At 57.4% G+C, this 24,602-nt stretch carries 21 protein-coding genes; 8 read left to right on the forward strand and 13 right to left on the reverse strand.

Annotation, left to right across the window (positions count from 1 at the left end; genetic code table 11):
* Positions 1–27: 27 nt before the first annotated feature.
* The 7 genes from AB1L30_RS21490 to AB1L30_RS21520 all read right to left on the reverse strand — a co-directional run bounded on the left by AB1L30_RS21490 (position 28) and on the right by AB1L30_RS21520 (position 7,758).
* A complete protein-coding gene (locus AB1L30_RS21490; protein WP_367015848.1) occupies positions 28–1,245 on the reverse strand; it encodes a hypothetical protein in 1,218 nt (405 codons plus the stop codon).
* Entirely contained in the window at positions 1,245–2,075 is an 831-nt protein-coding gene (locus AB1L30_RS21495; RefSeq protein ID WP_367015850.1) for a DUF4129 domain-containing protein, read from the reverse strand. Before AB1L30_RS21495 ends, AB1L30_RS21490 begins: the two co-directional genes overlap by 1 nt.
* On the reverse strand, positions 2,072–2,950 hold the full coding sequence (locus AB1L30_RS21500; protein WP_367015852.1) for a hypothetical protein: 879 nt from the start codon (positions 2,948–2,950) through the stop codon (positions 2,072–2,074). Before AB1L30_RS21500 ends, AB1L30_RS21495 begins: the two co-directional genes overlap by 4 nt.
* The gene (locus tag AB1L30_RS21505; RefSeq protein ID WP_367015854.1) at positions 2,937–4,001 is read right to left on the reverse strand and encodes a stage II sporulation protein M; all 1,065 of its coding nucleotides are present in this window, start codon (positions 3,999–4,001) and stop codon (positions 2,937–2,939) included. Before AB1L30_RS21505 ends, AB1L30_RS21500 begins: the two co-directional genes overlap by 14 nt.
* 12 nt (positions 4,002–4,013) lie before the next feature.
* Positions 4,014–4,949: an RDD family protein gene (locus AB1L30_RS21510; protein WP_367015856.1), complete on the reverse strand. Its 936-nt coding sequence runs from the start codon at positions 4,947–4,949 to the stop codon at positions 4,014–4,016.
* 272 nt (positions 4,950–5,221) lie between these two features.
* Positions 5,222–6,304, reverse strand: a complete 1,083-nt coding sequence (gene corA, locus AB1L30_RS21515) for a magnesium/cobalt transporter CorA (RefSeq protein ID WP_367015858.1) — start codon at positions 6,302–6,304, stop codon at positions 5,222–5,224.
* On the reverse strand, positions 6,301–7,758 hold the full coding sequence (locus tag AB1L30_RS21520; RefSeq protein WP_367015860.1) for a sulfatase: 1,458 nt from the start codon (positions 7,756–7,758) through the stop codon (positions 6,301–6,303). The genes corA and AB1L30_RS21520 overlap by 4 nt, the downstream gene beginning before the upstream one ends.
* A 202-nt stretch (positions 7,759–7,960) precedes the next feature.
* Here AB1L30_RS21520 and AB1L30_RS21525 point away from each other — a divergent pair, with 202 nt between their 5' ends.
* A complete protein-coding gene (locus AB1L30_RS21525; protein ID WP_367015861.1) occupies positions 7,961–9,136 on the forward strand; it encodes a tetratricopeptide repeat protein in 1,176 nt (391 codons plus the stop codon).
* 33 nt (positions 9,137–9,169) lie between these two features.
* Here AB1L30_RS21525 and AB1L30_RS21530 read toward each other — a convergent pair whose 3' ends face one another.
* Complete coding sequence (locus AB1L30_RS21530; protein ID WP_367015863.1) at positions 9,170–10,285, reverse strand: hypothetical protein; 1,116 nt, start codon at positions 10,283–10,285, stop codon at positions 9,170–9,172.
* Between the two features lie 285 nt (positions 10,286–10,570).
* Between AB1L30_RS21530 and AB1L30_RS21535 the strand changes: the two genes are divergently transcribed.
* Positions 10,571–11,548 carry an aldo/keto reductase gene (locus AB1L30_RS21535; protein ID WP_367015865.1) on the forward strand — a complete coding sequence of 326 codons (978 nt, stop codon included), beginning with the start codon at positions 10,571–10,573 and terminating at the stop codon, positions 11,546–11,548.
* Between the two features lie 12 nt (positions 11,549–11,560).
* Positions 11,561–12,700: a hypothetical protein gene (locus AB1L30_RS21540; protein ID WP_367015867.1), complete on the forward strand. Its 1,140-nt coding sequence runs from the start codon at positions 11,561–11,563 to the stop codon at positions 12,698–12,700.
* Here the strand turns inward: AB1L30_RS21540 and AB1L30_RS21545 are convergent.
* Entirely contained in the window at positions 12,697–13,899 is a 1,203-nt protein-coding gene (locus tag AB1L30_RS21545; RefSeq protein ID WP_367015869.1) for an inositol-3-phosphate synthase, read from the reverse strand. The two genes, AB1L30_RS21540 and AB1L30_RS21545, sit on opposite strands and share 4 nt — an antisense overlap.
* Positions 13,900–14,250: 351 nt before the next feature.
* On the opposite strand from AB1L30_RS21545, the gene AB1L30_RS21550 reads away from it, so the two are divergent.
* Complete coding sequence (locus tag AB1L30_RS21550; protein ID WP_367015871.1) at positions 14,251–15,444, forward strand: amino acid aminotransferase; 1,194 nt, start codon at positions 14,251–14,253, stop codon at positions 15,442–15,444.
* Positions 15,445–15,527: 83 nt separating this feature from the next.
* On the opposite strand, the gene AB1L30_RS21555 is transcribed toward AB1L30_RS21550, so the two are convergent.
* Positions 15,528–17,135, reverse strand: a complete 1,608-nt coding sequence (locus AB1L30_RS21555; RefSeq protein ID WP_367015873.1) for a HEAT repeat domain-containing protein — start codon at positions 17,133–17,135, stop codon at positions 15,528–15,530.
* Between the two features lie 570 nt (positions 17,136–17,705).
* On the opposite strand from AB1L30_RS21555, the gene AB1L30_RS21560 reads away from it, so the two are divergent.
* Both AB1L30_RS21560 and AB1L30_RS21565 read left to right on the forward strand, forming a co-directional pair.
* Positions 17,706–17,963 (forward strand): hypothetical protein, encoded by a 258-nt coding sequence (locus AB1L30_RS21560; RefSeq protein WP_345088869.1) that lies wholly within the window; start codon positions 17,706–17,708, stop codon positions 17,961–17,963.
* A gap of 368 nt (positions 17,964–18,331) precedes the next feature.
* On the forward strand, positions 18,332–19,600 hold the full coding sequence (locus AB1L30_RS21565; protein ID WP_367015875.1) for a DEAD/DEAH box helicase: 1,269 nt from the start codon (positions 18,332–18,334) through the stop codon (positions 19,598–19,600).
* A 36-nt stretch (positions 19,601–19,636) separates the two neighbouring features.
* Here the strand turns inward: AB1L30_RS21565 and AB1L30_RS21570 are convergent, their stop codons facing one another.
* Together AB1L30_RS21570 and AB1L30_RS21575 are read right to left on the reverse strand one after the other, a co-directional pair.
* Positions 19,637–20,662, reverse strand: a complete 1,026-nt coding sequence (locus AB1L30_RS21570; protein ID WP_367015877.1) for an extracellular solute-binding protein — start codon at positions 20,660–20,662, stop codon at positions 19,637–19,639.
* Between the two features lie 16 nt (positions 20,663–20,678).
* Complete coding sequence (locus tag AB1L30_RS21575) at positions 20,679–21,104, reverse strand: hypothetical protein (RefSeq protein ID WP_367015879.1); 426 nt, start codon at positions 21,102–21,104, stop codon at positions 20,679–20,681.
* A gap of 126 nt (positions 21,105–21,230) precedes the next feature.
* On the opposite strand from AB1L30_RS21575, the gene AB1L30_RS21580 reads away from it, so the two are divergent.
* Positions 21,231–22,760 carry a hypothetical protein gene (locus AB1L30_RS21580; protein WP_367015881.1) on the forward strand — a complete coding sequence of 510 codons (1,530 nt, stop codon included), beginning with the start codon at positions 21,231–21,233 and terminating at the stop codon, positions 22,758–22,760.
* 19 nt (positions 22,761–22,779) lie between these two features.
* On the opposite strand, the gene AB1L30_RS21585 is transcribed toward AB1L30_RS21580, so the two are convergent.
* Positions 22,780–24,132 carry a PQQ-binding-like beta-propeller repeat protein gene (locus AB1L30_RS21585; protein WP_367015883.1) on the reverse strand — a complete coding sequence of 451 codons (1,353 nt, stop codon included), beginning with the start codon at positions 24,130–24,132 and terminating at the stop codon, positions 22,780–22,782.
* A gap of 146 nt (positions 24,133–24,278) precedes the next feature.
* On the opposite strand from AB1L30_RS21585, the gene AB1L30_RS21590 reads away from it, so the two are divergent.
* Positions 24,279–24,491 (forward strand): hypothetical protein, encoded by a 213-nt coding sequence (locus tag AB1L30_RS21590; protein ID WP_367015885.1) that lies wholly within the window; start codon positions 24,279–24,281, stop codon positions 24,489–24,491.
* The last annotated feature ends 111 nt before the right edge of the window (positions 24,492–24,602 follow it).

The raw sequence follows: 24,602 nt of genomic DNA on the forward strand, positions 1-24,602 counted from the left end.
AGGATGTAAGGGCAGGGAAGTGGGGAACTAGTTGCCGTCGGTGCGTCGCGTCTTCGAGCGGCGATAGACGGTGTCTCCCTTCATAACCTGATGATATTGCTGCAATCGGAGTTGGGCATAACCATGATCGTCGGTGGCCTGGAGCAAATCTCCGACCGCTTCGACATGTTTCTTGAAGTCGGATGTCTCGGCCGCTGGCAATCGTTTGGGCCGGCCGAAGATCGGGTACAAGGCGAAACAAAGGACGATCAACCACCACGCCATCTGCAAGCCAACCAGGTTTAGCGGCCACTTCGAAAGCCACTCCCAGCCGGTGTTGCCGTCGGTCGATTCGTCGGCGTTGAGCACGCGGACAGGGCCATCCGTTTCGAGGAAGGCGACCGATTCGGTTTCGTAGTAAAGATCGCATTCGTTGATCAACTTTCCGGCCAGCTTGCGATGTTCCGGATTGACCAGCGGTAAGTTCAACAGGAACGAACCGTTGTTGATCAAGATGATCTGGCTGTCGCTATATTCGCTCCCCATCCAAACGGCGATCGGTTCGCCATCACCGGCGAGCAGGACCTCTTGGTCTTCGATCATGTAAAAAGGTGGAGCGTTCTCGTCCTCTTCGTCGTATTCTTCGTAGATCGAATCGTACGTCGCCGGGATCATCTTCGAGTTCAGTTCGATCCGCGTCTTCGAGGCGTCGATCTCTTCGGCCCATGGCCCGGAAAGGTTCTTCACGACACGCTGCGGCGTGGCGCGATCGGTCTGGTAGAAGTAGTAGTCACTCTTCGCGGTTTGGTAGTTACGAAGCTGATCGAAGTCTTCAATCGCCAGGCTTCGTTGACGCATCGCATCGAGCTTTTTATCGGCATCGACCGTTTCGATCACTTCGCTCCAATAGCGGATCGAAGCGTCGAAATCGCGCCCCACGATCACAAACGTTCGGGCTTCTCCTGTTTCCATCCAGTTCAAAATCGCATTCCGCAGGTCTTCGTCCGGACCATTAAAGTCGGTCGGAAACCAAACGATGATGTCGGAGCGAAGCATACGTGGCGAAACGACGCCGTAGCTGCGAACGCTGAAGCCTGCGTCTTTGAACATTTCGGAAAGGGCGCGGGTACCGTTGACGCTGCTTCCTGCCTCGCCGGAACGCTTGCCGTAAACGGTTGGCAGGATCTCTGCTTTCTCGCTGCACCCGCTGACGACGGTGCTGATTAGTAGGAGGAACAACCAATGAAAATGCCGGAAACGAGCCATCAAGCGGTTCCTCCGGCTAAGGTTTGATCGAAACGGGGAAGCTGTTCCCAGCAGCGTTCAAAGCGATCACGTGTGAGGTCACGGTTCCCGAAGAACACATCTTCAAACGCGTTCATGGTTTGCTGCAGGATCGGACGCAGTTCGCGATTGCGGCCTGCTTCACGCAGGTACTGACCGTTGGTCTTCCCTTTCGCCAGACGAATCACGTGCCCCTTGTCGAGTTCGAGCAGTTGGAAGCTGAACAAGTAGACGATCGCTTCGTTGAAGTTGCCTGCTTCGTAACAGCGGCGAGCTTCTTCGCGGAGGTTGCCATCTTTCTTCTTCACCTCGAAGGGAAGGTGCTCGACGCGGTCGACTTGCCGTGTGGTGTCTTCCAGCGGAGTCTCTTCCACTTTCGACCGCGAGGCAACCGCAGAGCCATTACGAATCGCGTTGAAAATCAAGTAGCTGATCGCACCCAGGACCGCGATCAGCATGCCGTACATGATGATCGATGCGAACGAGAAGTCGCCCATGCCGGAGAACCAAGGAGCCCCGCCGGCGGGTGTGATCGGTTTGGCAGGCTTCGGTTTAACGGGGGTGCCTGGCTGCGAGTCGGGCATCTTCGCCTCGCCCGGAATCGGCAGCCGTCGGAGGTTGTCAGACTCGCTGTCGTACCAGTTGGCTTGCGGCAATCGCGACAGCGCCTCGCGACCTTGTTCGACCGGGCGATCGATCGCTTGATCGCCATCGACCAGCAAACGCTCGAACGTCTGGGCGGAACTTGCCTGGCAAAGGCAACTCAACAGAAGGACCACAAATGTGACGCGGATTAAGGAAGTCAAAATCATCCGGCGACCTCCTTCATACGCGAGGCCTCGGCCCGCAAGACCAGTTCGACTTCCCATCCTTCGCGGCGGATTCGCAGATCGAGATAACAGAGGAAGCGGACTACGGTCATGAAAGCGACGACCAGCCACAAGGCGCAAGGAAACCAGATGAACAGGAACATGTCGTTCCAGTTCCATTCGCCAAAGACAAACCCACGCAGACCGAACACGTTCATCACCACGCTGGTAGTCAGCAGCACGCTGAACGCACCGGCGGCCATCGCGCGGATGATCAGGTCGCCAAAGTTGGGTTGATGCAGTGCCGAGCTACGTCGGCCGACCGTGATGGCGTCTTTGTTCTTCGAGAAGACCGGATTGCGTTCCAGCACCAGGATTTCGCTGATGTAGGGTCGCACTCCGCGGAGGATGCCAGCGTAACAGCACGCGAAGAAGAGGAACGTTCCGGCGACCGGGTCTTCTTCAAACGAGGCGATCAGCGCGAGCCCCATGCCAGGCAAGATTGCCCGCAGCACGGCCACAATCCAAAACACACGCGGCACCACTGGCCACAGACCAGACGCCATGCGACGCCAGTCGGGCTTGTCGTGAAACAAGGCATCGCCCAGCAGCATGGTGATTGGCAGACCTGCCAGAGGTGCTTCCAGAAAGATGAGGCAGCACATGTAAACGAGAAATGCCCCGGCAGTATCGTCGACCACGAGGTCTGGTTCCATCGACCAGAGCAAAGCCGCATTCAGGAACGTCAATGGAATCGCGGTGATGGCGATCGCCTGAACGATCTTCCACCAATAGACGCGCATCACGACCAATGCCAGATCGTAGATCTCGAGCAGTTCGCGTTCGCGGATCGCAATTCTGGTCTTATCGAGCTGCACGAGATTCCCTTCGTGGATAGCCAAGCACGATAAAGTAGACCATCAGCAGCCCGCTGCAAAAGATCGCGATCGTTTGCTTCGCCGCTTGGGGCAAAATCGAAGGAGAAATCCAGGCTTCGATCATCGCCGCCAGGATGAACAAACAGGCCGAAGCCCCCATCACCGGCAACGCTCGCTTGGCACCCATCCGCAGCGAATCGATCCGTTCGTAAGCGACTCGGCGCGACTTGTCGTACAGGCTCTCTTGCCCGGCGGGGACTTCGTCTTCCAGCAGGGTTTCTTCTTTGTGATAAGGACTGATCAACGAGAAGCCAATCCGCAAGCCAGCTCCGGCGGCCAGGACGATTGCGGTCAACTCGAACGGACCATGCGCCGCGACGAACTCGAAGAAGTGTTGACTTGTCTCAGGCGTCACACTGGGGCTGGCCATGTAGCCGAACGTCGCCCCCAGGGTCGCCGCGTTGAATAGCAGCACGCAGATCCCACCGATCACGGTGATCCCGACGACGAAACATTTGATGCCGATGCTGGTGTTGTGCTCGACATAGAACGCCGCGCCAGCGGCGGTCGGGCCACCGCTTCTGCTGGGAGCATCGGCGTACATCTGCTCGTACATGTCGAGCGCTTCGGCCCCGACGATTTCTGCCGCAAAATTGGGGAAGCGATCGGGGTGAGCCGCCATGAAGCCGGTCAGCAGGAAGACGGTCCAGAACATCCAGAACGTTAGCTGCACGCAGCGGTCGTTGAAAATCTCGCGCGGGATCTGGCGGAAGAGAATGTCGCCCACCTTGGACCAGTCGACCCGCTGGCTGCGATAGAGTTGCCCGTGAGCGCGACCGACCAACTTGTGTAGGTAGTCGACGATGTTCGGCGGAAGTTGATAGCTGTCGGCCAACGCCAGGTCGGCACAAGCGGCCCGATAGAGTGCCGCGAATCGAGCAATGTTGCGGGCACCAATCGACTTCTTACGCGAGCTTGACATCTGAGCGCAGAGATTCTCTAGCTCTTGCCAATGCACACGGCGTTTCTCGATTAGTTGGGCAACTTTCAACGGGGTGTTCCTTTAGCTGACGCTTACCGGAGGTTTGTCCGAGGCGTTTTCATACGGAGAACGTTGCTCTGGATTTGGCAGCAATTGACCATCATCCCGCACCCCGTCTGACGAGTGACGCGACAGGAACGTGCGGTAATATAAGGCGCACAGAAGTAAATCGTAGCTGGTATCGTCTGGCAGACCAAACTTTTCCAGCAGCGGTTCGGCCAGATGCCGGGCGATCTCGCGGCGTCGCGCGGTGGTGAAGTAGCGGCGGCGTTCGACGTACGTTGCCACCGCTTTGACCATGCTGCGTGGGGCGACGAAGTTCGGAGGAATATAGTCCGCCAGCAAGCGGGCCCGATCGTCTTCGATCTTGGCGACCTTCATCAGCCACGAACGGTCTTCGATCACCACCATCGTTCCGGCGATCAGGTCGCCAATACGCTGGAAGCGGTTGTTGAAGATCGGCACGATTAAAGCAAACAGAAAGGTGACCACAATCGGATCGGCGGTCATCTGCTCGCGCATCCAGGCAAACGGCAGCGGCACCATCGGCCACATATCGACGTAACGAAACAAGTTTCGCACGGCGGATTGAAACAGATTGATCGGCTCCCCTTCGTCGGTCGTCACACGCAGGTTCAGCAAGCGTTTGCCAGGCGTCGTACCGTTCCACCAGTACTCGAACGCGGCCATGTAGAACCAGTTGAAGAAGAAGACGGCCAACGTTCCCAGGGCCATCATCAAGTCGCCGAGGCCTGCCTGAACGAAAGCGTTGCCGACGCCCAGAACACCCAGCAAGATGAAGAACGCGACCACCACCGCCAGGCGAATGAACAGATCGAGAAGGAAGGCAAGCAACCGACGGAATGGTCCCGCGACCTGGTAGTTGAACGCGATGTTTTCCGGCGTCACGACCTTAAATTGCGAGTCGATTGCCTCAGTGTTCCACGGAGCTACCATCGAGGAGCTTCTCTATCCTTGCAGGGGCGGCTTGCGTTGCTGTTGCCGTCAGACGAGTTCTTTTCAGTTTACCGCACCGGTTTGCTGAAAGACGAGGACTCGTCCCAGATTAATCGCTTTTCATCCCCCTCAACAGAGGTGAGGGACCTTTTTCGGCCGAAAGTCTTTCGTAAGGGAACCGTCAAAATTGGCCAGAATCGACGGGAAAAGTCTCACTTCCCCCGCTTTCTGCTGGTTTGTCTCTGTTATTCTCCGACGACGGTTGCAACGGTTCACCCACGAAACCAGCCGCGACTATAGAACCACCCCATCAGCACCCCGGCCACACAGACCATCAGCCCGAGGCAGGCCTCGTAACCATATTGCGAATTGAGCCCCGGCATATCGGAGAAGTTCATCCCATAAACCCCGGCGATGAAGCTCAGCGGAATGAACACGGTGGCAATAATGGTCAGGGTCTTCATCACCTCGTTGGCACGCTGGCTGGTCATGGCAAAGTGGAAGTCACGCATGTCCGAGCATATTTGCCGATAGGTATCGACCGCGTCGAGAAGCTGCGAGATATGGTCGTCGGCGTCTCGCAAGAAGACGCACGTATTGTCGGTATACCGGGTGAAGCTCAAGGCCATCAGGTTGCGGATCGCTTCACGATGAGGAAGCAGGTTCCGGCGGATGGTGAGCAGGTCGCTGCTGATCCGCTGGATTTCGGGAATGAGGTTGGTCGTGTAACCGGCCGCCAGCGGATCGTCGATTTCATCGAGCCGGTCGCCGAACGATTCGACCACCGGAAAGTAGTGATCGATGACCGAGTCCATCAAGGCATACGAAAGATAGTCGGGCCCCATCTGACGAATCTTGCCGATCGACTTCCGCAAACGTGTCCGGACCGGCTCGAGTCGATCGTGGGGGCCTGCTTCTTCCACGCTTAAAATGTAGTTGTCGCCAACCACCATACTAAGCTGCCGCGTATCGAGACGCGGATCGACTTCCACCATGCGAACCACAAGGAAGGCGTAGTCTTCGTACTCTTCCGCTTTCGCGCGCTGGTGTGGATGCAAGATGTCTTCATAAACCAGCGGATGCAGGTCGAACATCGACGCCAGTTGCCTCAGCCGCGAGGTGTCGCCTAGGCCATGCACATGAATCCACGTGATGTCGTAGTTGCCGAGGTATGCCCGGACATCGTCGGCATCGCGGATCTCTGCCTCTTCGAAATCGTTGGGGCCGAATGCGATCAGATGAATGTGGCTGTGCAGTTCCTCATCAGGCTGGGCCGCCGTACCTGGGGCCGAGCCTGGGGGAGTTCGCCGTTCAAAAGGGCGACGCAGAAAGTGGAGGTCAATCGGCAATTTCATGGTTGCAACGCATCCTGCACTGCAGATAGCAGCGTCGAGACAACTTCTGGCTTCTCATCCGCCAGGTTCTTTAGTGGGTCCGGCGACTGATGCATATCGTACAGTTCCAAATCGGTGGGGCTATCTCCCTTGCGGCGGAAGATCAGCCGATAGTCGGCATTTCTGACACTGACCTGGTTGCCGTTCCAGTAGCTGATCGCAACATCTCGAACCGCTGCTTTTGGCTGACGAAGAATCGGCCCGAGGCTGGTCCCATCGAGCGGATGTACCGTCTGCTGAAAAGAAGGTTCGCACAAATCGACTAGCGTCGGGTAGATATCGAGCGTTTCGGCCAGGCTTTCCGTGATTGCCCCCTGATCGGTAACCCCTGGCACCCGAATCAGCAGCGGGCTGTTCAAGGCACGTTCGTGCGACGTGTGCTTACCCCAGACGGCGCTCTCGCCGAGATGCCAGCCATGATCGCCCCAGACGATTACAATCGTCGAGTCGGCCAGGCCGGTTTCGTCGAGGGCTTTCAGCACTTTTCCAATCTGCCGGTCGGTATATCGGACACATGCCAGGTACGCTTTGCGAGCGGTGACCTGATCTTCTTTCGCCAGCGGTCGCGACTTGGGGAAAGGAGCATTGTACTTGTAAAACTCACCAGAGTTCTGCCAATACTTGGTTTCAGGGCGGGCAGCGTTAGGAGCGGGTTCGATCTGCATCGCATCGACCGCTTCCCAGTCTTGCTTCGGGGCAACGAAAGGCAGGTGGGGCTTGATCAGTCCCAGCCCCATGAAGAATCGCTTACCGTTCTGTTGATACGCTTTCAGCTTTTCGATCGCCGTGTCGGCCAACATGCCATCGGGCAGGTCCGAGTCCTCTTCTACCGTGAACTGCATCAGATCGTGATGCCCTTGGCCATCTTCGCGATGCTTGCCGTCGGCGTAAGCGAAGAAGACTCCCCAGCCTCGTTTCCAGGGACCATAAGGTGTCGCCAGATCGTCCCACGCATGCGGCACTTCGTCGCGTCCATCTCCTTTGCCGTTGTAGGCGTACACCTTGCCATCGGCCGTGTGCGAGACCTTGCCAATCAAGGTGGTGTGATAGCCACTCCGGCGAAACAGTTCCGGCAACGACTGGGCTCCTGGCAGCTTCTCTGCGGAAAGAGCCGTCTTGCCACTGTAGAGGGCCTCGTTCCCCAGGGCCTTGGAATGCCCGGGACTACGACCGGTTAACAGGGCATAACGCGAAGCTCCGCAGGTCGGAACTTGGACGAAATGGTTCCTAAATACGACCGCTTGCTCTGCCAGCTGATCCAACGACGGGGTAACCGTCGGGGTTCGACCGAGGCAACCAAGCTCGGGCCGCAAGTCATCCACGGCGATCAGCAGCACGTTGTAGTTGTTGGCTGCCGATGCTGGCGTCGCTAGTGCCAGTACGAGAAGCAGGATGCGGACAGGGATTCGATGCATTGCGAGCTCGCAAGGGAAAGAGAGATCTAGTGCTTCATAACTAACCCATCTTCGGCCTGGAAACAAGGTTGCGGCCCCCCTCTGGCCTAGTCCGCAGGGCCTCATTCCAGTAGGCTAAACGCAATACATGAAGGGGTTTGAGCGACGCTAGTTTCCCGCGACGGGGACCAGGTCGACGGCCTGATGCGTGGGATGGTAGGACGTGGCAACGGATTCGGCCAATCGAAATGAAACCGGCGACCTGTCGGGAAAGCGAGTTGCCATTGTTGGCAAGCTGGCCGGAATGACGCGCCGCGAGGTCTTCACCGCGCTACGCGAAGCAGGTGCCCATCCCTCCGAGAAGCTGGACGACCGGGTCGATGTGGTTGTCTTCGGTGAAGATGATTTGACTGGCATCGGCGACCAGGCGATCTCGCCCGATCTTCAAGAGAAAGCAGCTTCCGGCGATCTGCAATTCATCAGCGAGACCACCTTGTGGCAATGGCTGGGGCTGATCGAACCTCACCAGAAGCTGCATCGCTTGTACACACCCGCGATGCTGTCCGACCTGTTGGGCGTCCCGCAGCAGATCATTCGCCGTTGGCATCGCCGCGGTTTGATCGTCCCGGCCCGGCAAGTTCGCAGCCTTCCTTACTTCGACTATCGCGAAGTCTCGACCGCCAAGCAGTTGGCCGCCATGTTGGCCTCGGGGTTGTCGCCGGATCGGATCGAACGGCAGTTGTCGGCGATCTCGGAATACCTGCCTGACGTGCAGCGACCGCTGGTGCAGCTTTCGGTAATGGTCGAAGGACGCGATATCTTGCTGCGGCAAGGGGAAGGTCTGGTCGAGCCAGGCGGACAGATGCGATTCGATTTCGATCGCGAAGACGACTTCACCGATACGTTCTCGATTGTCGACCCGAGTGAAGAGTTACCCGAGACCGCCAACCAGTGGGAATCACGGGCAGCCGATTACGAAGACGACGAACAACTGGACGAGGCGATTCGCTGCATGCGTTCCGCCTTGTCGATTGGTGGCCCGAGCGCCGATCGTTCGTTCCGCCTGGCCGAATTGCTTTATCGTGCCGGACATCTCGACGGAGCGATCGAGCGTTACCACACCGCAATCGAGCTCGAGCCCGACATGATCGAGGCCCGGGCAAACCTTGGCTGCGTGTTGGCAGAAACGGGACGCCTGGTCGAAGCGGTCTCGGCTCTTCGCCAGGCGATCGAAGTGTACGACGACTACTGCGACGCCCATTACCATCTCGCTCGCACCCTCGACGAACTGGGACGCGAACGGGAAGCGACCACGCACTGGGAGAAGTGCTTAGAGCTGAACCCTGACTCGCCCTGGGCGGACGAGGCTTACGCTCGTTTGCACCCGGAAGCCGACTAACCGGGTGCCGCTTTCTGAAGGACGGGCAGGGGATTAGCTCCCCAGGTTCACTTCCAGCCCGGTCAACTGCGATTCGAGTTCTTCCGCGCCTTCTGGCGTGGCCCCCGTTTGCCACAGGTACAGATTCTTCAGGTTTACCAGGTTGGCCAGCACATCGATCCCCTGGTCGGTGACCTTCGTGCCATACAAGTTCAGATACTCAAGCTTCGTATGCGGCACCAGGTAAATCAGTGCCGCATCGGTGACGTTGGTCTTGGCCAGATTCAAACGCTGCAGGTTCGGCAGGCCGACCAGTTGCTTGACCCCTTCGTCGGTCACGGCGGTTCCGCGAGCATTGATTTCGACAACGTTACGAAGCTGACGCACCAAAGCCAAAGCCTGGTCGTCGATTGGCTTGTCGCTCAGATGGAACGAAACGACTTTCTCGTCCGAGTTCTGCGAGAGCACATTCACACGGCCACCGCGAGCCACGATCTGCTTGATCGCTTCTTCTTCGGCGGCATCGTCGACTGGTGCCAGCGGATTGGCTTTTACAATTTCGATGACCTGCAACTGCACCTTGATCGCATCGGCCAGGCCTTTGCGAAGTTCGGTGGCGAGCTCTGCTTTCACTTCCGCTTTGATCTCGGCCTTCAGTTTGTCGATGGCAGCCTGATCGAGGGCGATTCCAGCCGCTGGGGATTCGGCAGGGGCTGGCTCGGCCATTGGTTCCGTCATCGGCTCGGCCATGGCGATCTCGGAAGGAAGCTTGCCGGCCTGAATGTTCTCGGCGAAGGTTGGCGATTTGTCGTTGCCGGCGTCGACCTTCATCGGGCCGATCTTTTCGAAGGCGGCGATCAGTTCTTCTTTGGCTTTCTCTTTGTCGTTCTCGAGACGGTCTTTGCCGAAGTTGGCTTTGTCGACCAGTTCGTCGAGCGCGGTGCCATAGGCGTTACGCACCTTCTTGCTTTCTCCGTCGACATGGCAGACGTTGCACTTGGACGACGACGCGGCCGAGGCGAACTGCTTGGCAGGTTCTTCCTTCGGATCGGCTGGCACGTACTTCTCGGCGAAGACTTCCCAGAAATAGGGAATCGCGAGGGCTGGCTGTGCAAACAGGCCAACACTGGTCAGTGCGAGCAAAGCGGTAAGAACGATTCGGGCGAACATCAAGCTACCTCGTCGATGGAAGACGGTCGTGATGGGCGTAAAGGAAGGAGCCAAACCACCGGAGGAAAGGCCTTCGTTGGTTTTGGCAATTTGGGCGAGATACTACGATTCTGGCCCGCAAAGCGCTGACATGCAAGTCGAGAGGGAGAATCGAAGCAAAGACTTAGTCGCATGAAGATCTGTTACGCGGAACGTTCCACCTTCCGGGGCATTCTATGGGGCAATTCTGAATGTGTTATAGTGACCGACGCCCCCGACCACACCCTCGCTTGTATTGGAAGCCCCATGAACACCATCACACTCAACAACGCGACCAAGATGCCCCAATTGGGGCTCGGGACCTGGAAGATCGACAAGGCACATTGTGCCGACGTGATTGTGGCTGCGGCCAAGGCTGGTTATCGCCACTTCGATTGCGCCTGCGATTATGGCAACGAGAAAGAAGTGGGCGAAGGTCTGCGGCGGGTCATGGAAGAAGGGATCGCGACGCGCGAGCAGTTGTGGATCACGTCGAAGCTGTGGAACACCTACCATGCCGCCGAGCATGTTCGCCCGGCGTGCGAGAAGACCCTCAGCGATCTGGGACTCGACTATGTCGACTTGTACCTGATCCATTTTCCGATCTCGCTGAAGTTCGTTCCGTTTGAAGATCGTTACCCGCCAGAGTGGTTCTACGATCCGAATGCTTCGCCGCCGAAGCTGGTGCCGCACCCGGTTCCGATTCGTGAGACCTGGGAAGCGATGGAGCAGTTGATGGAGTCGCGCCTGGTCAAAAGCATCGGCGTCTGTAATTTCGGTGTCTCGTTGATTCGCGATTTGTTGTCGTATGCTCGGATTCGTCCGAGCGTCTTGCAAGTGGAACTTCATCCACTGCTGACGCAAGAGAAGCTGCTGCGGTACTGCGCGACGGAAGAGATCGCGGTGACCGCGTTCTCATCGTTCGGAGCCGAGTCGTATTACAGCCTTGGCATGGCTCAGCCGAGTGAATCGCTGATGAAGCATGACTTGGTCGAGCAGATCGCTCGGCAAACAGGACGATCGCCCGCCCAGGTTCTGCTTCGCTGGGCCGTTCAGCGAGGAACGATTGTGATTCCGAAGGCCAGTTCCCCGGCGCATCTGGAAGATAACGCCGAGATCTTCGACTTCGAGTTGAGTGGCGATCAGATGCAGCAGTTGTCGGATTTGAACCAGAACCGGCGCTTCAACGATCCAGGCGACTTCTGCGAAGCTGCCTTCAACACGTTTTTCCCAATCTACGAATAACAAGCAGGTCTGATGGGCAGCGAACTCGCCGTATTAAGTTTGATCTTTCTGGGACTCGCCATCGTGATTGTCTTTGTCGGCAATTTCATGGCGAAGGCAGCCGATGTGATCGGCGAGAAGTCTGGCATGGGGGCCTCGCTGGCTGGGCTGGTGCTGCTCGCCGCGGCGACCAGCTTGCCTGAGTTCGCCATCAATGTGAATGCGGTGCGTCTGCCTGATAGTGCTCATGGTGTCGATATGACGCTGGGCAACGTGCTGGGGAGTTCGCTGTTCAATCTGTTGATTCTGGGAATTGTCGATCTGCTGTTTCATTCCAAGGCACGGATGTTCACGTCGATGTCGGCGGCGCATGCGTTGTCGGCGATGGTCAGTATCGCGATGATCACCATCGTGGTGCTGTTTCTCTTGCTCGAACGGGATGCCGTCGGGATTCCGCTGCACGTCGGCCACTTGGGGTTGGGGCCGATCTTGTGTGCCGTGTTCTACTTGTTCTCGGTGCGGCTGATTTATCTCGATCAGCAGATGGCCCAGAAGGTCGAGACGGTTAAAGAAGTGCCGGAAGAGGTTGCTGAAGAGAAGTCGATGTCGCTGAGCTTTGCAATTGGCTTGTACCTGGCGACGACGGTGGTCATCTTCATCGCCGCAGGCTACCTGGCACCGGTGGCGGATCGCATCGCCGACATCACCGGGCTGGGTGGAACGTTCGTCGGAAGTACCTTGCTGGCTCTGACCACCAGCTTGCCGGAATTGGTGACGACGATCGTGGCGGTTCGGATCGGTGCGGCCGACATGGCGATCGGAAATATCCTGGGGAGCAACACCTTCAACATTGCCATCCTGTTGCCGGTCGACGCGTTGTACTCGCACGGGTCGCTGCTGGCCGATGCCAATCCAGTGCATGCCATGACCGGCGTCGCGGTGATCTTGCTTACCTGCGTGGCAACGATGGGGATCTTGTACCGGGCCCAGAAGCGGTACTCGCTGATCGAGCCAGATGCTCTGCTGATTGTGCTGCTGAGCTTGCTCTCGATCTGGGGGATCTATCAGCTCACCAGGTCGGAAGGAGAGCCGCAGCTCAAAGGAGAACCTTCCGCCAGCGAGGTCTCTTGGAGTGAGAACCTCGCGAAAGTCTCGGCCCTCAGGCAGGGTTAGCCTTTGAGCGATTCGGTCCAGTTTTCCAGCATCAGAAACTGACGGCCGAAATCGTTTTCTTCGGTCCCCAAAGGCGACTTGAAGAAGCACGACAGTTGCGGCTGCAGCCCGGTGGCCCCAGTGCGACGAGCCAGGTCACCGAAGCGAGCCAGGTCGATCACCAGTGGTGCGGCCAGCAGCGAATCGCAACCTTGCCAGATGAACTGCATGACCATCGGCGTGCCGAGGAAGCCTTGGAAGTGGATGTGATCCCACGCGGTCTTCCAGTCCCCCATGCTCTCGATGTTTTCGATCGTGACGAGGGTCTGTGGCGTGTAACCGAAGATCTTGCTGAGCAAGCGATCTTTGCTGACCGCCTTCGTCTTCTTGTTTTCCGGATCATCCAGCACCTTGGCGTCCATGTTGCCGAAGATATTGTGCCCGACCCAGCTCATCACTTTCAGGTTCCGCTGGGCAAACATCGGGGCGAGCGTGCTCTTCAGGAGCGTCTCGCCCGTCTTGCCATCGTGACCCATGTGGCAGGTGTTGTTGATCTTCGCCAGATCGTCGAGCGCCGGCAGTGCGGTGCCGAGCGATGGCGTGAAATTGATGAAGACGTAACCGAGTTCCAGCGTCGCGATGCCATAGAGCGAACTGGCAGGCAGCGGGCACTTGGCGTCGGCCAGTTGTGGTTCCAGTTCTTTCCAGGTCGCGGGGAACTGGTCACCGTCGACCGAAGGTTCAGTCGACGAGACATTCACCACGACCACGTTGTCCAGGTTGTTCGCCTTGGCGAAGTCGGCCATGTGCTCCTTCAGGCGATCGACCGCTTCGCGTGGGGTCTCTTGGACTTCTCGCAGCTTGGGATCGGCCAGGCTGGCGATCATGTTGCCGACATTGATCAGGGTGCCTTCCTGAATGTTGGCATCGAGCGCGACGAGGTCGTCTTTCAGTTTTTCAAGCATGCGGCCATCGATCGCACGGCTCTCGAAGACCATCTTGTACGCTTCGTCCAGCAGGCTGGTATCGCGGATCTCGTGGCCGCCGATAACGATGTCGTCCCACTTGGCGAGATCCAAATGAGAGAATTGAGCCAATTCGCTAACCAGGCCGACGTTTTCGGTCAGACCTTTCTTCAGCGCGAGGAGACCAACAATCGAGGTGGTGGCGACTCCGCCTTTGGCGCCAATCAGCCAGATCCCGGTTCGCGAGCTTGCCATCTGCGAGGTTCTTTCCAATCGAAATACGAAAAATCAGTTCCTGACGGTGCCATGCAACGGCTTGAGACGCATCGCGTCGACAGCACGCCGTTCCTGATTTGGGGACGATTTGTTCCACGTAAAGGCGAGGAAACGTACCAGGCAGGCTTCGCAAGGAAGGGTGAAGCTCACCATTATGATTGGTTTGGGCGTCGAATTCACCCCATCTAAGTGGCGGGGGAGGCAAGAATCCTGGCCATTTTTCTGAACTTGGGGCTTATCTACAGCCCAGGCGAACTATTAGACCGGAATTGCATCTCGTAAAATGAACTCGTTTTTCACCCCGAAACTCTCTTACCCATTGGGAAGTGTATGTTCCAGCAAGTCCAAACGGCTCCCCCGGACTCGATCTTGGGGCTCAATGAAGCCTTCCGTAACGACCCGAACCCGGAAAAGATCAATCTGAGCGTCGGTGTCTACAAAGACGAGAAGGGAGTCACGCCGGTCCTGAAGTGTGTTAAGGAAGCGGAGAAGCGACTGCTGGAAAACGAAAACACGAAAAGCTACCTGCCCATCGATGGCCGTCCTGGCTACACGAAGGCAGTCCGCGAACTGCTCTTCGGTGCCGATCACGAGGTTCTCACCTCGAACCGAGCCGTCACCGTACAGTCGCCCGGGGGGACCGGGGCATTGCGTGTTGCTGGCGACTTCCTCGCCGATAGCTTCCCTGGCCGCGCGCTGTGGCTCAGCCAGCCGACCTGGCCAAACCATCCCAACATCTTCACGGCTGCTGGTGTGCCGCTGAAGACCTATCCTTACTTCGACAAAGCGACCAACGGCCTGGCTTTCGACGCCATGATGGATGCGTTGAAGGGTGCCACGAAGGGGGATATCGTTCTGCTGCATGGTTGTTGCCACAACCCAACTGGTATCGATCCGACTCCAGAACAGTGGAAGGCGATCGGTGACCTGATTCAAGAGAACGAACTGCTCCCGCTGCTCGACTTCGCCTACCAAGGCTTCGGCGATGGCCTGGCCGAAGATGCCGGAGGCCTGCGCGAGCTGGCACGTCCTGGTCAGGAAATGCTTATCTGCAGCAGCTTCAGCAAGAACTTCGGTCTCTACAACGAACGCGTCGGGGCGTTGACCGCCATCGCTGGTACCGAAGAAGAAGCTGCCGCCGTACTGAGCCAGATGAAGAAGGTGATTCGCTCGAACTACTCGAATCCGCCAACGCACGGTGCCGCGGTTGTCGAAACGGTGCTCACCGATGGATCGCTCAACACCATGTGGGAAGAAGAGCTCGCCCACATGCGTAATCGTATCAACGGTATCCGCAAGCTGTTTGTCGACAAGATCTCGGCCTGCGGCATCGATCAGGACTTCTCGTTCATCCAGAACCAGAAGGGCATGTTCAGCTTTTCGGGGCTGAATCAGATGCAGGTCGATCAGCTTCGCAACGACATGAGCATCTACATCGTTGGCTCAGGTCGTATCAACGTCGCCGGGATCAGCGAAGCCAACGTCGACCGTTTGTGCGAAGGCATCAAACGGGTGATCGCCTAATTTGCGGCTTTCAGGTGGCAATCGCCTCGACCGAGAAGGTCCCCCGCGATTGCCACACTGATTGGGCGGCCGCCAGAGCCATCTTAAGAAGCTTCTGGCGGCGATTGGCCCTCTTCTTCGGACAGGCTCTCGTTCAACGAAACCCACTCGGGGCGGTCTTTATTGAAGGCCTGCATGTATTCGCGACCGACATGGACGTAGTATGCCTCGCGTGGGCCGATCGGGTGCCGGCTCTCTCCGGCTGGATAGAACGTTGTATTGCGGAGATCCGCGACTGCCGTTCCAGGCTGACCTTCGCGCTTGGTGGCCGCGATCAGGCGAATATCGCCGAAGAAGAAGCCCAGCATCGCCGGTTGAGGCGACTCGTATCCTTCACCTTCGATCCGTTGGCGAAGGTTGTTGACCAGTTCTAGCTGGTTTGGCTGCCACTGTTCTGGCTCCAGCTCGAACACTTCGGGATGCTCGGCCTGCCAGCCAGCGAAGGCCGCGTAGACATCGGCCAGGCCCAAAGGTGCCAGGTCGACGGCAAAGCTTTGCGTTGCCGGCCCAACGATCCCCACGCTCTGGAACGTACCGCCAGGCATGTGAAAGGCATACTGCACGAGATGACATTCGATGGGATCTTCGAAGCCAGGCCAACCAAGCGTTCGAGTGTCGATTTGATGAATCTCGTGCGGTGGCATCCCGAACTGAGTATCCAGCGAGAGCCAGGCAGCGAGCTCCCCTTCGACCTTCGCTTGCTCGGTTTGATACTCGGCCGCGATCTTCGGCAGCAGGTCCAGCTCCTCGGCGGTGGCCAGCACACGCTGCCGACAAACGGGCTCGGCAGCCAGCTCGACCAGCAGCTCTTTTCCCTCTTCGTTGCCCAGTTTGGCCAGCGAAATGGCGGCTTCCGAGCGAAGCTTGCGATGCTTTAAGTCTAATGCGGACTTCAGTTTACCAACGGCCTTCTGGTCGCCGATCAAGGTGAACGCATCGCAGATGGCCAGTGCGATTGAGGTCGCTTCGGTGACGGCGACCTTGGCCGCGACGAAGTCTTTGACCTCGGTCGGTGGTTCGTTTTCAAACTTCCCGAGGCGCGCGACCAGCCCGGCGAACAATTCGCCCAAGGCTTCGACACGATCGGCAGCCGGATGACGTTCGATGTCACCACGACGCACCATTTGATTGGCGAGGTCGAGCACGAGGGATGCGACCGAGAGATGCGACAGCGCTTCCAACAGTTTTGGAAAAAGTGTCTCGGTCGCGATGTCGTCCTGACGCAAAAGCGGAACAAAAGCGATCGTGGCTGCATTCGAATTGGCAGGTGGTTGTTGAACGACCAACTCGGCGAAGCGCTTGAGTGCCGGTTCACTTCCAAGCGACGCCAGAAGCGCCAACAGAAGGTGATCCATGCGATGCGTCGCGCCCCACTTCTGATGCGCTGAAACGATGCGATCGAGGTCCGCTTCATCGAGCTCGTCGAACTTCCGCAGACGGATGGCCAGCAGGTTCAAAACACGATCGAGGAAGCGTCGTTGGGTGTCGGAAATCTCGGGAGGAACCGACTCTAAAAACCGCAAAATCCCCGAGATTTCCAGTGCTTCGGCGTTCAGAATCCATTGCAGCGCCTCGGCACGTTGGATCCATGCTTCTAGCGCCTGGTCTCCTTCGAGCCAACCACTGAGAACGGCATTTAAACGATCCGACATGGGTATCACTTTCGCACTAGGTGAACGAGGGAAAACAATCAGGTCCATCTACAGTCTAAAGGGCGACGACCTTTATCGCGACCACCATCGCCGCAGAGGTGCGCGAGATCCTTTAGCGAAGCATCGTTGGAAGCGCGCGGAAGTTTTTTCAACGAAGTGTGCGTCAGTCGCTGAAGTTTTTCTGAACAAATTCGATTCGAGGTTCGATAATTCACCTTGACGAAAGAAAGGCAAAGTTGATTCAATTTGCGAGATGAAGTTTTTCGTTCGCTGTGTTGATTCGCTCAATGATTTTCAGAGCCAAGTCAACAAGCCTTCCAACGAAAAACGTCGGCTTGAAATTCCCCCGAGGATGCCGAGTCGAAGAAGGGGTGAATCGACCCTGGGTCGTTTCCTCCCCAATCGAATCTGCCATGCATTCGGACGGATTGAAATGGATGTTCACTCCCACGACTTCGGTTGCGGGATCGGCATAACTGCCTAAGCAGATTCGAGAGTCCTTTTGTGATGCCCCAAAAGAACTCTCTTAAACGAACCCGGGCATCGAACTCTTGAGGAGCCCACGGAACGATGGCAACCAAGAAGAAAGCTGCACCGAAGAAGACCGCCAAGAAAGCACCAGCCAAAAAGGCTTCGCCGAAGAAGGCTGCTGCGAAGAAGACGGTCAAGAAGGCTGCCGCCAAGAAGGCCTCGCCAAAGAAGGCCGCTAAGAAGACGGTGAAGAAGGCTGCTGCGAAGAAGGCTTCGCCAAAGAAGGCTGCCAAGAAGACCGCAAAGAAGAAGACCACCAAGAAGGCCGCTGCTGCTCCGGCAACTCCAGCCACCTAAGGCGAACGGCCGAACCTACCAGTTCGGCCATTTGGTACTTTCTTCGACCGAGTCCCCCCGGGGCGGCCTCGATGATAACGACGAGAAAGGCCGGACCTTTGTCCCGTTCATTAAGAACGAGCCAGAGGTTCGGCCTATTTGTTTGCGCTCTTCCGCAACGTTTAAGCCCCTCGCTCGATTGTCCTATCACTGTTTCTGCATTATTGTTAGGGCTTGTAGATTTGTGAAACACCTACCTCTGTCGGGGCGTCCGGCAGAGAAAAAGACGCGTACCCGCGACTTAAGACCAACATCGGATCCCTGTTGGCCAGCTCAAGCAGCGACGGATACGCCCCTCTTGGCTGACATTTCAGAAACGGCTCAGTACCTTGTCGACCCCCGAAGATTCCCCCACACAGCGATTTTCCGACCTCAATCTCTCGAAGAATATGCTCGCCGCTCTGGCTGAAGCGCGTTACGAGGTTCCCTCGCCGATTCAATCGGGCGTGATTCCGATCGCATTGGAAGGCAAAGACGTTCTTGGCCAGGCCCGAACCGGTACCGGGAAAACGGCCGCCTTCGGTATTCCAATCATCGAGACCCTGCCCGAGGGAAAAGGTCCGCACGCCTTGATTCTGGTGCCAACCCGAGAGTTGGCCGTTCAGGTCCGCGACGAACTCACCAAGCTTTCCAAGGGGATGGGGGTTCAGTGCGTTGCGATCTATGGCGGTAAGCCGATCCGCGGACAGATGGACAAGCTGAAACGCCACCCACAGATCGTCGTTGGTACGCCTGGTCGCGTGATCGATCATATGACCCGCAACTCGCTGGCACTCGATCATCTCTCGGTGGTGGTGCTAGACGAAGCTGACCGGATGCTCGATATCGGTTTCCGACCAGACATCGAGAAGATTCTGCGTCGCTGCCCAGACGATCGTCAGACGATGCTCCTCAGCGCGACCGTTCCGCCCCCCATCGAGCGTCTGGCGAACCGCTACATGCGAGACCCGGTGAAAGTCGACTTCTCGCCAACCAATATCTCGGCCGACACGATCGAGCAGCATTACTTCACGGTCGACGGGCCGAAGAAGATGGAACTGCTGATCCGACTGCTACGCCGCGAACAGCCAACCAAGGCGATTGTCTTCTGCCGAACCAAACGGGGCACCGAGAAGTTGTTCCAGCGGCTGCAGAAGAAGACCAAACTGGTCCGCTGCATCCATGGCGACATGCACCAGGGTGCCCGCAACCGCACGATTTCAGACTTCAAGGCAAATCGCTACCGTATCCTGATTGCCACCGACGTGGTGGGCCGCGGCATCGATATCTCGGACGTGACGTTGATCATCAACTACGACGTGCCAGAGTACTCCGACGACTACGTCCACCGCGTGGGACGTACCGGGCGTATGGGTAAAGAAGGGGTCGCTTACACCTTCGTGACGCCGGAAGAAGGCAACCAGTTGACCCGCATCGAAATGCGAATCGACAAGCTGTTGATCCGCGACGAAATGGAAGGCTTCGATCCATACGTGAAGACTTCGGTCGAAACCAGCCCGGTTCATAGCCGCGACACCCCGGCAGATGGCGATGCGAAAGAGCCAGAAGATGGGCCACCGAAGAAGACGCCACGTCGTCGTCATCGCCGAGCTCTCTAAAGCTGCCCATCAGGTAGCCAAGCCTATGCAGAACTTCTAGCGCGTCAGGATCGACTGACGCAAGAACCGGGCGGCAGGCTCCCAATGATCGACTGCCGCATCCCAATCGACCGACATCGGGCGGATGGTCTGCGGGGATTCAATCCTCAATGGAATCTCGACGGTCGTGTTCAGCGGAATCTGGGCACTCGGTCCGTTGGCCAGCGCCGTTTCGACTTCGGCCGACAACAGGTAATCGACCAGCTTCTTCGCGGACTCGGGGTTGGGGCCATCTTTAATGATCGCCAGCGTGTTGGGGATAAACAGCGTGCCGAGTTCTCCTTCCTGCTGATCCGGGTAAACAATCGCCACCGGACGTCCCGACTCGATCTCGACAATCGCATCGTCGGTGTCAGTCAGACCGAATGCGATCTGGCCACTGGCGACTGCCTGGGCGACTTGCTTGTTGCCAGGGTACATCCGGGCATTGATCGCGAGGGTTGAGAAGAACTCTTCGGCCTTCTCGTCACCAAGCTCCGAAAACAACACCGCGGCATGCGTGGCGGTCGTACCAAACAGTGGCTTCGCATAGCCCCCTCGGCCTTTCCACTCATCCTTCGTCAGATCGAAGATCGATGTCGGTCGATTCTCCTCGGTCAGCAGTTCAGTATTCACCAGCAAGATCCGAGCCCGAGCCGCCAGCCCGAACCAGGTATCGTTCTTCGAGCGGAACTCGGCCGGGTACTGATCGAGATGCTCTGGCTCGTAAGCCTCTAATAGGCCTGCCTTATCGAGCCGAAGCGTGTTCAATATCTCGTTGTTCCAGAACAGATCGGCCCGGGGGCGATCTTTCTCAGCAAATAGCTTTTCGGTCAGTCCGACCGTTTTGTTGGCTTCCGTATCGAACTTTGGAACCACTTCGACGCCGGTTGCTTTCTCGTAAGCGTCGAAGTGACCTTCAGAGAATTCCTGATCGAGCGCCGTGTAGACGACCACTTCCTGCGATGCCCCTGGTCGGCAGCCAGCCGTGGAAGCGATTACGGAAAACAACGCGACCAGCAGCAGCGAAAGACGAGCATTCATGGCATTGGGGATGGGGTTAGGGAGAGGACTTCGGGGCGCGATTCATCACACTCCAGCGAATACTCCAGATCACCAGCGAAATCAGGTTGGTCACCAGCAACGAAACGAGCGTCGGCATCTGGCCTGCCAGCACCGGAATCGAATCAGCCTGGCGGGCATAGAACATCGCGACCACTAGCAGCACGACCACGTTCGCGACAATCCAGCCGAGATCGCCCTGGCGTTCGAGACGACCGTTGCTGAGCAGATGCTGATGATCGAGAATCGAAGTACGTAAATGACCAGCCGCCAGCAAAAACTGAAACAGCGAAGCGACGCCCCAGATCATCATTGCCGGAACGAACACCGACCCATGCTGAGGGGCGGGAGTCGGCCAGTTCAAGCAGGTAATCATTGCTCCCGCGAAGCAGATCAACGCGCACATGCCGTGAGACTTGGGCATGCCGACTTTGGATGGGGGCGAAGTTTCCTGCATACAACGACTTACATGAACAAAGACGCGAAACCAATTTTGGTCTAAAATAGCACTAAATCGACTACTTGTCTTCTGTTGGGGCAAAGGCGGCCCATGGATCGTATTGTTCTCGGAATCTTGGTGTGCATGCTCTTTCTGCCTGGCTGTGGCGGTTCTGAACCGAAGCCGCCGCCAGAAACGAGCCCGAACCCTGTCGCGCCTGCTCCGGCCCCTTCGCAGCCGAAGCCTCCGGCGCAAACGAAGCCAACCCCGTCCAAGTCAATTCGAACTGCATCGATGGGGGCCGACCCGTCGAAGCCCAAGTCGGATGGATCGAACGCCCTGGGCGAGGGATTCATGAGCACCGATGCCCTTCGCAATCGCTTGAAGGTGGGGCGTATCGAACCTCAGATCGAATTCGAAGTCGACCCGGCCCAGCTCGAGGCGAACGGCATCCGCTCGCTGGAAGGGAAGCATGTCATCCTCTACACCGATCTGGCCGAGTCGCCGGAGATCGAGGAACTGCCCGCCGTGTTCGATGCCGCTTATCCGCAGTGGTGCGAATATTTCCGCGTCGATCCAGCTGCCAACGCCGACTGGAAGATCAAAGCGGTGCTGATGTCGAGCAAAGAGCCGTTCCGCCGAGCAGGCATCTTTCCCGATTCGCTCCCGGAGTTTCTGCATGGTTACTATCGCGGTGACGCCGTCTGGTTGCTCGATCAGCCGAGTGACTACTATCGACGCCATCTGTTGATTCACGAAGGCACGCACGCCTTCATGAACATCTTGCTGGGGGGCGCCGGTCCGCCTTGGTACATGGAAGGGATGGCCGAGCATTTCGGAACCCATCGCTGGGAGAACGGACAACTCGAAACCCGCGTGATGCCAGCTTCCAAAGAAGCAACGCCGATGTGGGGTCGTTTGAAAGTGATCCAGGACGAAGTCAAAGCAGGCAACGCCTTATCGCTGAGCCGCATCATGGCGACGCCTCAAGATAGTTTCCTGCAGAACCGACCGTATGCGTGGTGCTGGGGGGCGTGTGCGTTTCTCGATAACCACACCCTCTCGAAGGAAGCGTTCCGCGACATGGTCGCCGAGGTAAAGCTGACCGGCGGTTTCAGCGAGCGACTGTGGGACAAGCTTGGCGACGTGATGCCGAAGCTGGCTGAGTCGTGGGAAGTGTTCGTTACCAATGCCGAATATGGCTACGACTGGCAGCGGAACGAGATCGAATACCGCGACCCGCAGCCCCTCACGGGCGATTCGGCGGTGGTTGAGATACAAGCGAACCAAGGCTGGCAGTCGACCGGCATCTTGCTGGAAGCGAACCAGCAGTACCAGGTCCAGGCGGTCGGTCAGTACGAAATTCGCAACGATGGAACGCCTTGGATCAGCGAACCCAACGGCGTCACCATTCATTACTGGCAAGGTCGCCCCATGGGGCAACTGGTCGGTTCGCTCCGACCGGAACCATGGAATGGCGGAGCGATCACCCCCTTGGTGAAGACCAACGAGGTCGGGCTGGGGACGACGTTGTACCCTGGCACACCTTCGGTGTTGTTCCTGAAAGTGAACGAGAGCCCGGCCGAGTTGTCGGACAATCAAGGAACGATTCAGGTCCAGATCAAACGGTTGGCTCCTTAAGCGAAGCCTGGCCGGACCATCACTTGCCGATACAGTACAACTTTGCCTTGCCACGCAGGAAGAGCTTGCCGCCGGCAACGGCTGGCGACGCGATCGTGGTATCTTTCAACTCGTTTTCAGCGACCAATTCGAACGAATCTTTCGCCGCGACCACGGTGCATTTGCCGTCGATGTTCAAGTAATAAACATTGCCAGCAGCCACGATCGGCGATGCCTTGAAGTTGCCACCGAGACGTTCACGCCACAGCAGCTCGCCATCTTCTGCCCGGTAGCAATGGGCGATGCCGTCGTCAGTCACCGTGAACAGCATGCCGTTGGCATAGACTGGGGAAGGCGTGTCTGGCGTCGACTTATCGACTTCCCATTCAATGGCGTCCTCCGTGAGTTCTCCCTGGTTGCCATCCAGCTTGACCGAAAGCAATGGCTTTCGCATACCGCGCGTTGTGAATACTTTGCCATCGGCGACAATCGGCCCTGTGACCGTGCGGCCTCCGACCAGACCTGGTAAGAACCACAACTGCTTGCCGGTCGCAGGGTCGTAAGCGTCGAGCGTGTTGCCACCCATCACGACCAACTGCGTCTTGCCATCTTTTTTCAGCAGCAGCGGTGTCGTGTATGCGTCCGCTTCTTCGGCCGGGGCACCGGTCATCCGCATCGTCATCCAGCGCTGCGCGCCCGTCTTCAGATCGTGGGCAACCAGGTAGCTCTTGGCAGGCTCGTCTTGAAGATCGGAGAGGGAGTCTTGCATGCAAACCGAGATCACCAGCCCATCGTAGACGACCGGGCTGTTGGCATGTCCCCACCAGATCGAGTACTCGCCGAACTCTTGCTGCAGGTTATGCTGCCACACTTTTTCGCCATCGAGCGTATACGTCGCCAACGTTCCATTGCCGAAGTGAGCCACCACGTAGTTGCCGCTGACCACCGGAGAAGGGCTGGCGAGATTGTGCAGGTTATGGAACTTCTGGGTCTTTCGCTTCGGAGCGGTCCGAGGCGTCTCGGCCTGGTCGACCAGGATGTTGCGATCGATCTCGCCCGTCTCGGCATTCAAGCGAATCAAACGGAGCTCGTTCGATTCATTTTGTAACGTCACAAAGACATGCTCGCCCACAATCGCTGGCGTCGAATCGCCCCAGCCTTCCAGTGAAGTTTCCCACGCGATGTTCTCTTGTTCATTCCACTTGGTCGGAGCAGTCTTGGCCAGCGCGACGCCGGTTCCCTCGGGGCCTCGCCAGGCAGGCCAGTCGTTCGCATTCCCTTGCAGGACCGGCTTCCAAATCGGCTCGTCGGCCAGAAGAAATGAAGGGATGAGCAGCAGGATCAGGCAGGCAAAACCACGGTTTCGAAATGCCAGTGCAGAAATCTCGATCATGTCGATTTGTGGGGTAAGATTAGGGGAGTTGGTCGGAGGGAAGTTGCCATAACTTACCACGCCAGATGGGTTAAATCGAGCATTTTTGATCCAAGGTCCCACGCCCCCAAACGTGCCGGACTGCGCTTCCACGAACGAGGGAAACCATGACGACGCAGGACAATTTCCATAAGTACGAAGAGCTCTCGACCTTCCTTAAGGGACAGGGATACAACGACACCCAAATCCATCAGATCATCTCGCAAGTACAAGAGTACGAAGTAGATATGCGAATTGATTCGATCATGGATAGCATCGGAAATGGTCAACTCGACCTGGAAGCCGTCATCGGGGAAGCCTTGAAGCGAATGGAAGAGTAGCTCGACCGACCCCCCGTGTCGCGGGGAGTGCATTGCGCTAAAAAGTATAAAAAAGCGTCGATTCTGGGTGCGAATCGCTAGCCCTTCTGGCTTGGGGATTGATAATGGGTA

This window comes from Bremerella sp. JC817 (genome assembly GCF_040718835.1).
Classification (GTDB): domain Bacteria; phylum Planctomycetota; class Planctomycetia; order Pirellulales; family Pirellulaceae; genus Bremerella.

Excerpts from the sequence above, each read along its gene's own strand:
- AB1L30_RS21490 (WP_367015848.1), bottom strand. The coding sequence starts at position 1,245 with ATGGCTCGTTTCCGGCATTTTCATTGGTTGTTCCTCCTACTAATCAGC.
- AB1L30_RS21495 (WP_367015850.1), bottom strand. The coding sequence starts at position 2,075 with ATGATTTTGACTTCCTTAATCCGCGTCACATTTGTGGTCCTTCTGTTG.
- AB1L30_RS21510 (WP_367015856.1), bottom strand. The coding sequence starts at position 4,949 with ATGGTAGCTCCGTGGAACACTGAGGCAATCGACTCGCAATTTAAGGTC.
- corA (WP_367015858.1), bottom strand. The coding sequence starts at position 6,304 with ATGAAATTGCCGATTGACCTCCACTTTCTGCGTCGCCCTTTTGAACGG.
- AB1L30_RS21520 (WP_367015860.1), bottom strand. The coding sequence starts at position 7,758 with ATGCATCGAATCCCTGTCCGCATCCTGCTTCTCGTACTGGCACTAGCG.
- AB1L30_RS21530 (WP_367015863.1), bottom strand. The coding sequence starts at position 10,285 with ATGTTCGCCCGAATCGTTCTTACCGCTTTGCTCGCACTGACCAGTGTT.
- AB1L30_RS21535 (WP_367015865.1), top strand. The coding sequence starts at position 10,571 with ATGAACACCATCACACTCAACAACGCGACCAAGATGCCCCAATTGGGG.
- AB1L30_RS21540 (WP_367015867.1), top strand. The coding sequence starts at position 11,561 with ATGGGCAGCGAACTCGCCGTATTAAGTTTGATCTTTCTGGGACTCGCC.
- AB1L30_RS21545 (WP_367015869.1), bottom strand. The coding sequence starts at position 13,899 with ATGGCAAGCTCGCGAACCGGGATCTGGCTGATTGGCGCCAAAGGCGGA.
- AB1L30_RS21550 (WP_367015871.1), top strand. The coding sequence starts at position 14,251 with ATGTTCCAGCAAGTCCAAACGGCTCCCCCGGACTCGATCTTGGGGCTC.
- AB1L30_RS21555 (WP_367015873.1), bottom strand. The coding sequence starts at position 17,135 with ATGTCGGATCGTTTAAATGCCGTTCTCAGTGGTTGGCTCGAAGGAGAC.
- AB1L30_RS21560 (WP_345088869.1), top strand. The coding sequence starts at position 17,706 with ATGGCAACCAAGAAGAAAGCTGCACCGAAGAAGACCGCCAAGAAAGCA.
- AB1L30_RS21570 (WP_367015877.1), bottom strand. The coding sequence starts at position 20,662 with ATGAATGCTCGTCTTTCGCTGCTGCTGGTCGCGTTGTTTTCCGTAATC.
- AB1L30_RS21575 (WP_367015879.1), bottom strand. The coding sequence starts at position 21,104 with ATGCCCAAGTCTCACGGCATGTGCGCGTTGATCTGCTTCGCGGGAGCA.
- AB1L30_RS21580 (WP_367015881.1), top strand. The coding sequence starts at position 21,231 with ATGGATCGTATTGTTCTCGGAATCTTGGTGTGCATGCTCTTTCTGCCT.
- AB1L30_RS21585 (WP_367015883.1), bottom strand. The coding sequence starts at position 24,132 with ATGATCGAGATTTCTGCACTGGCATTTCGAAACCGTGGTTTTGCCTGC.
- AB1L30_RS21590 (WP_367015885.1), top strand. The coding sequence starts at position 24,279 with ATGACGACGCAGGACAATTTCCATAAGTACGAAGAGCTCTCGACCTTC.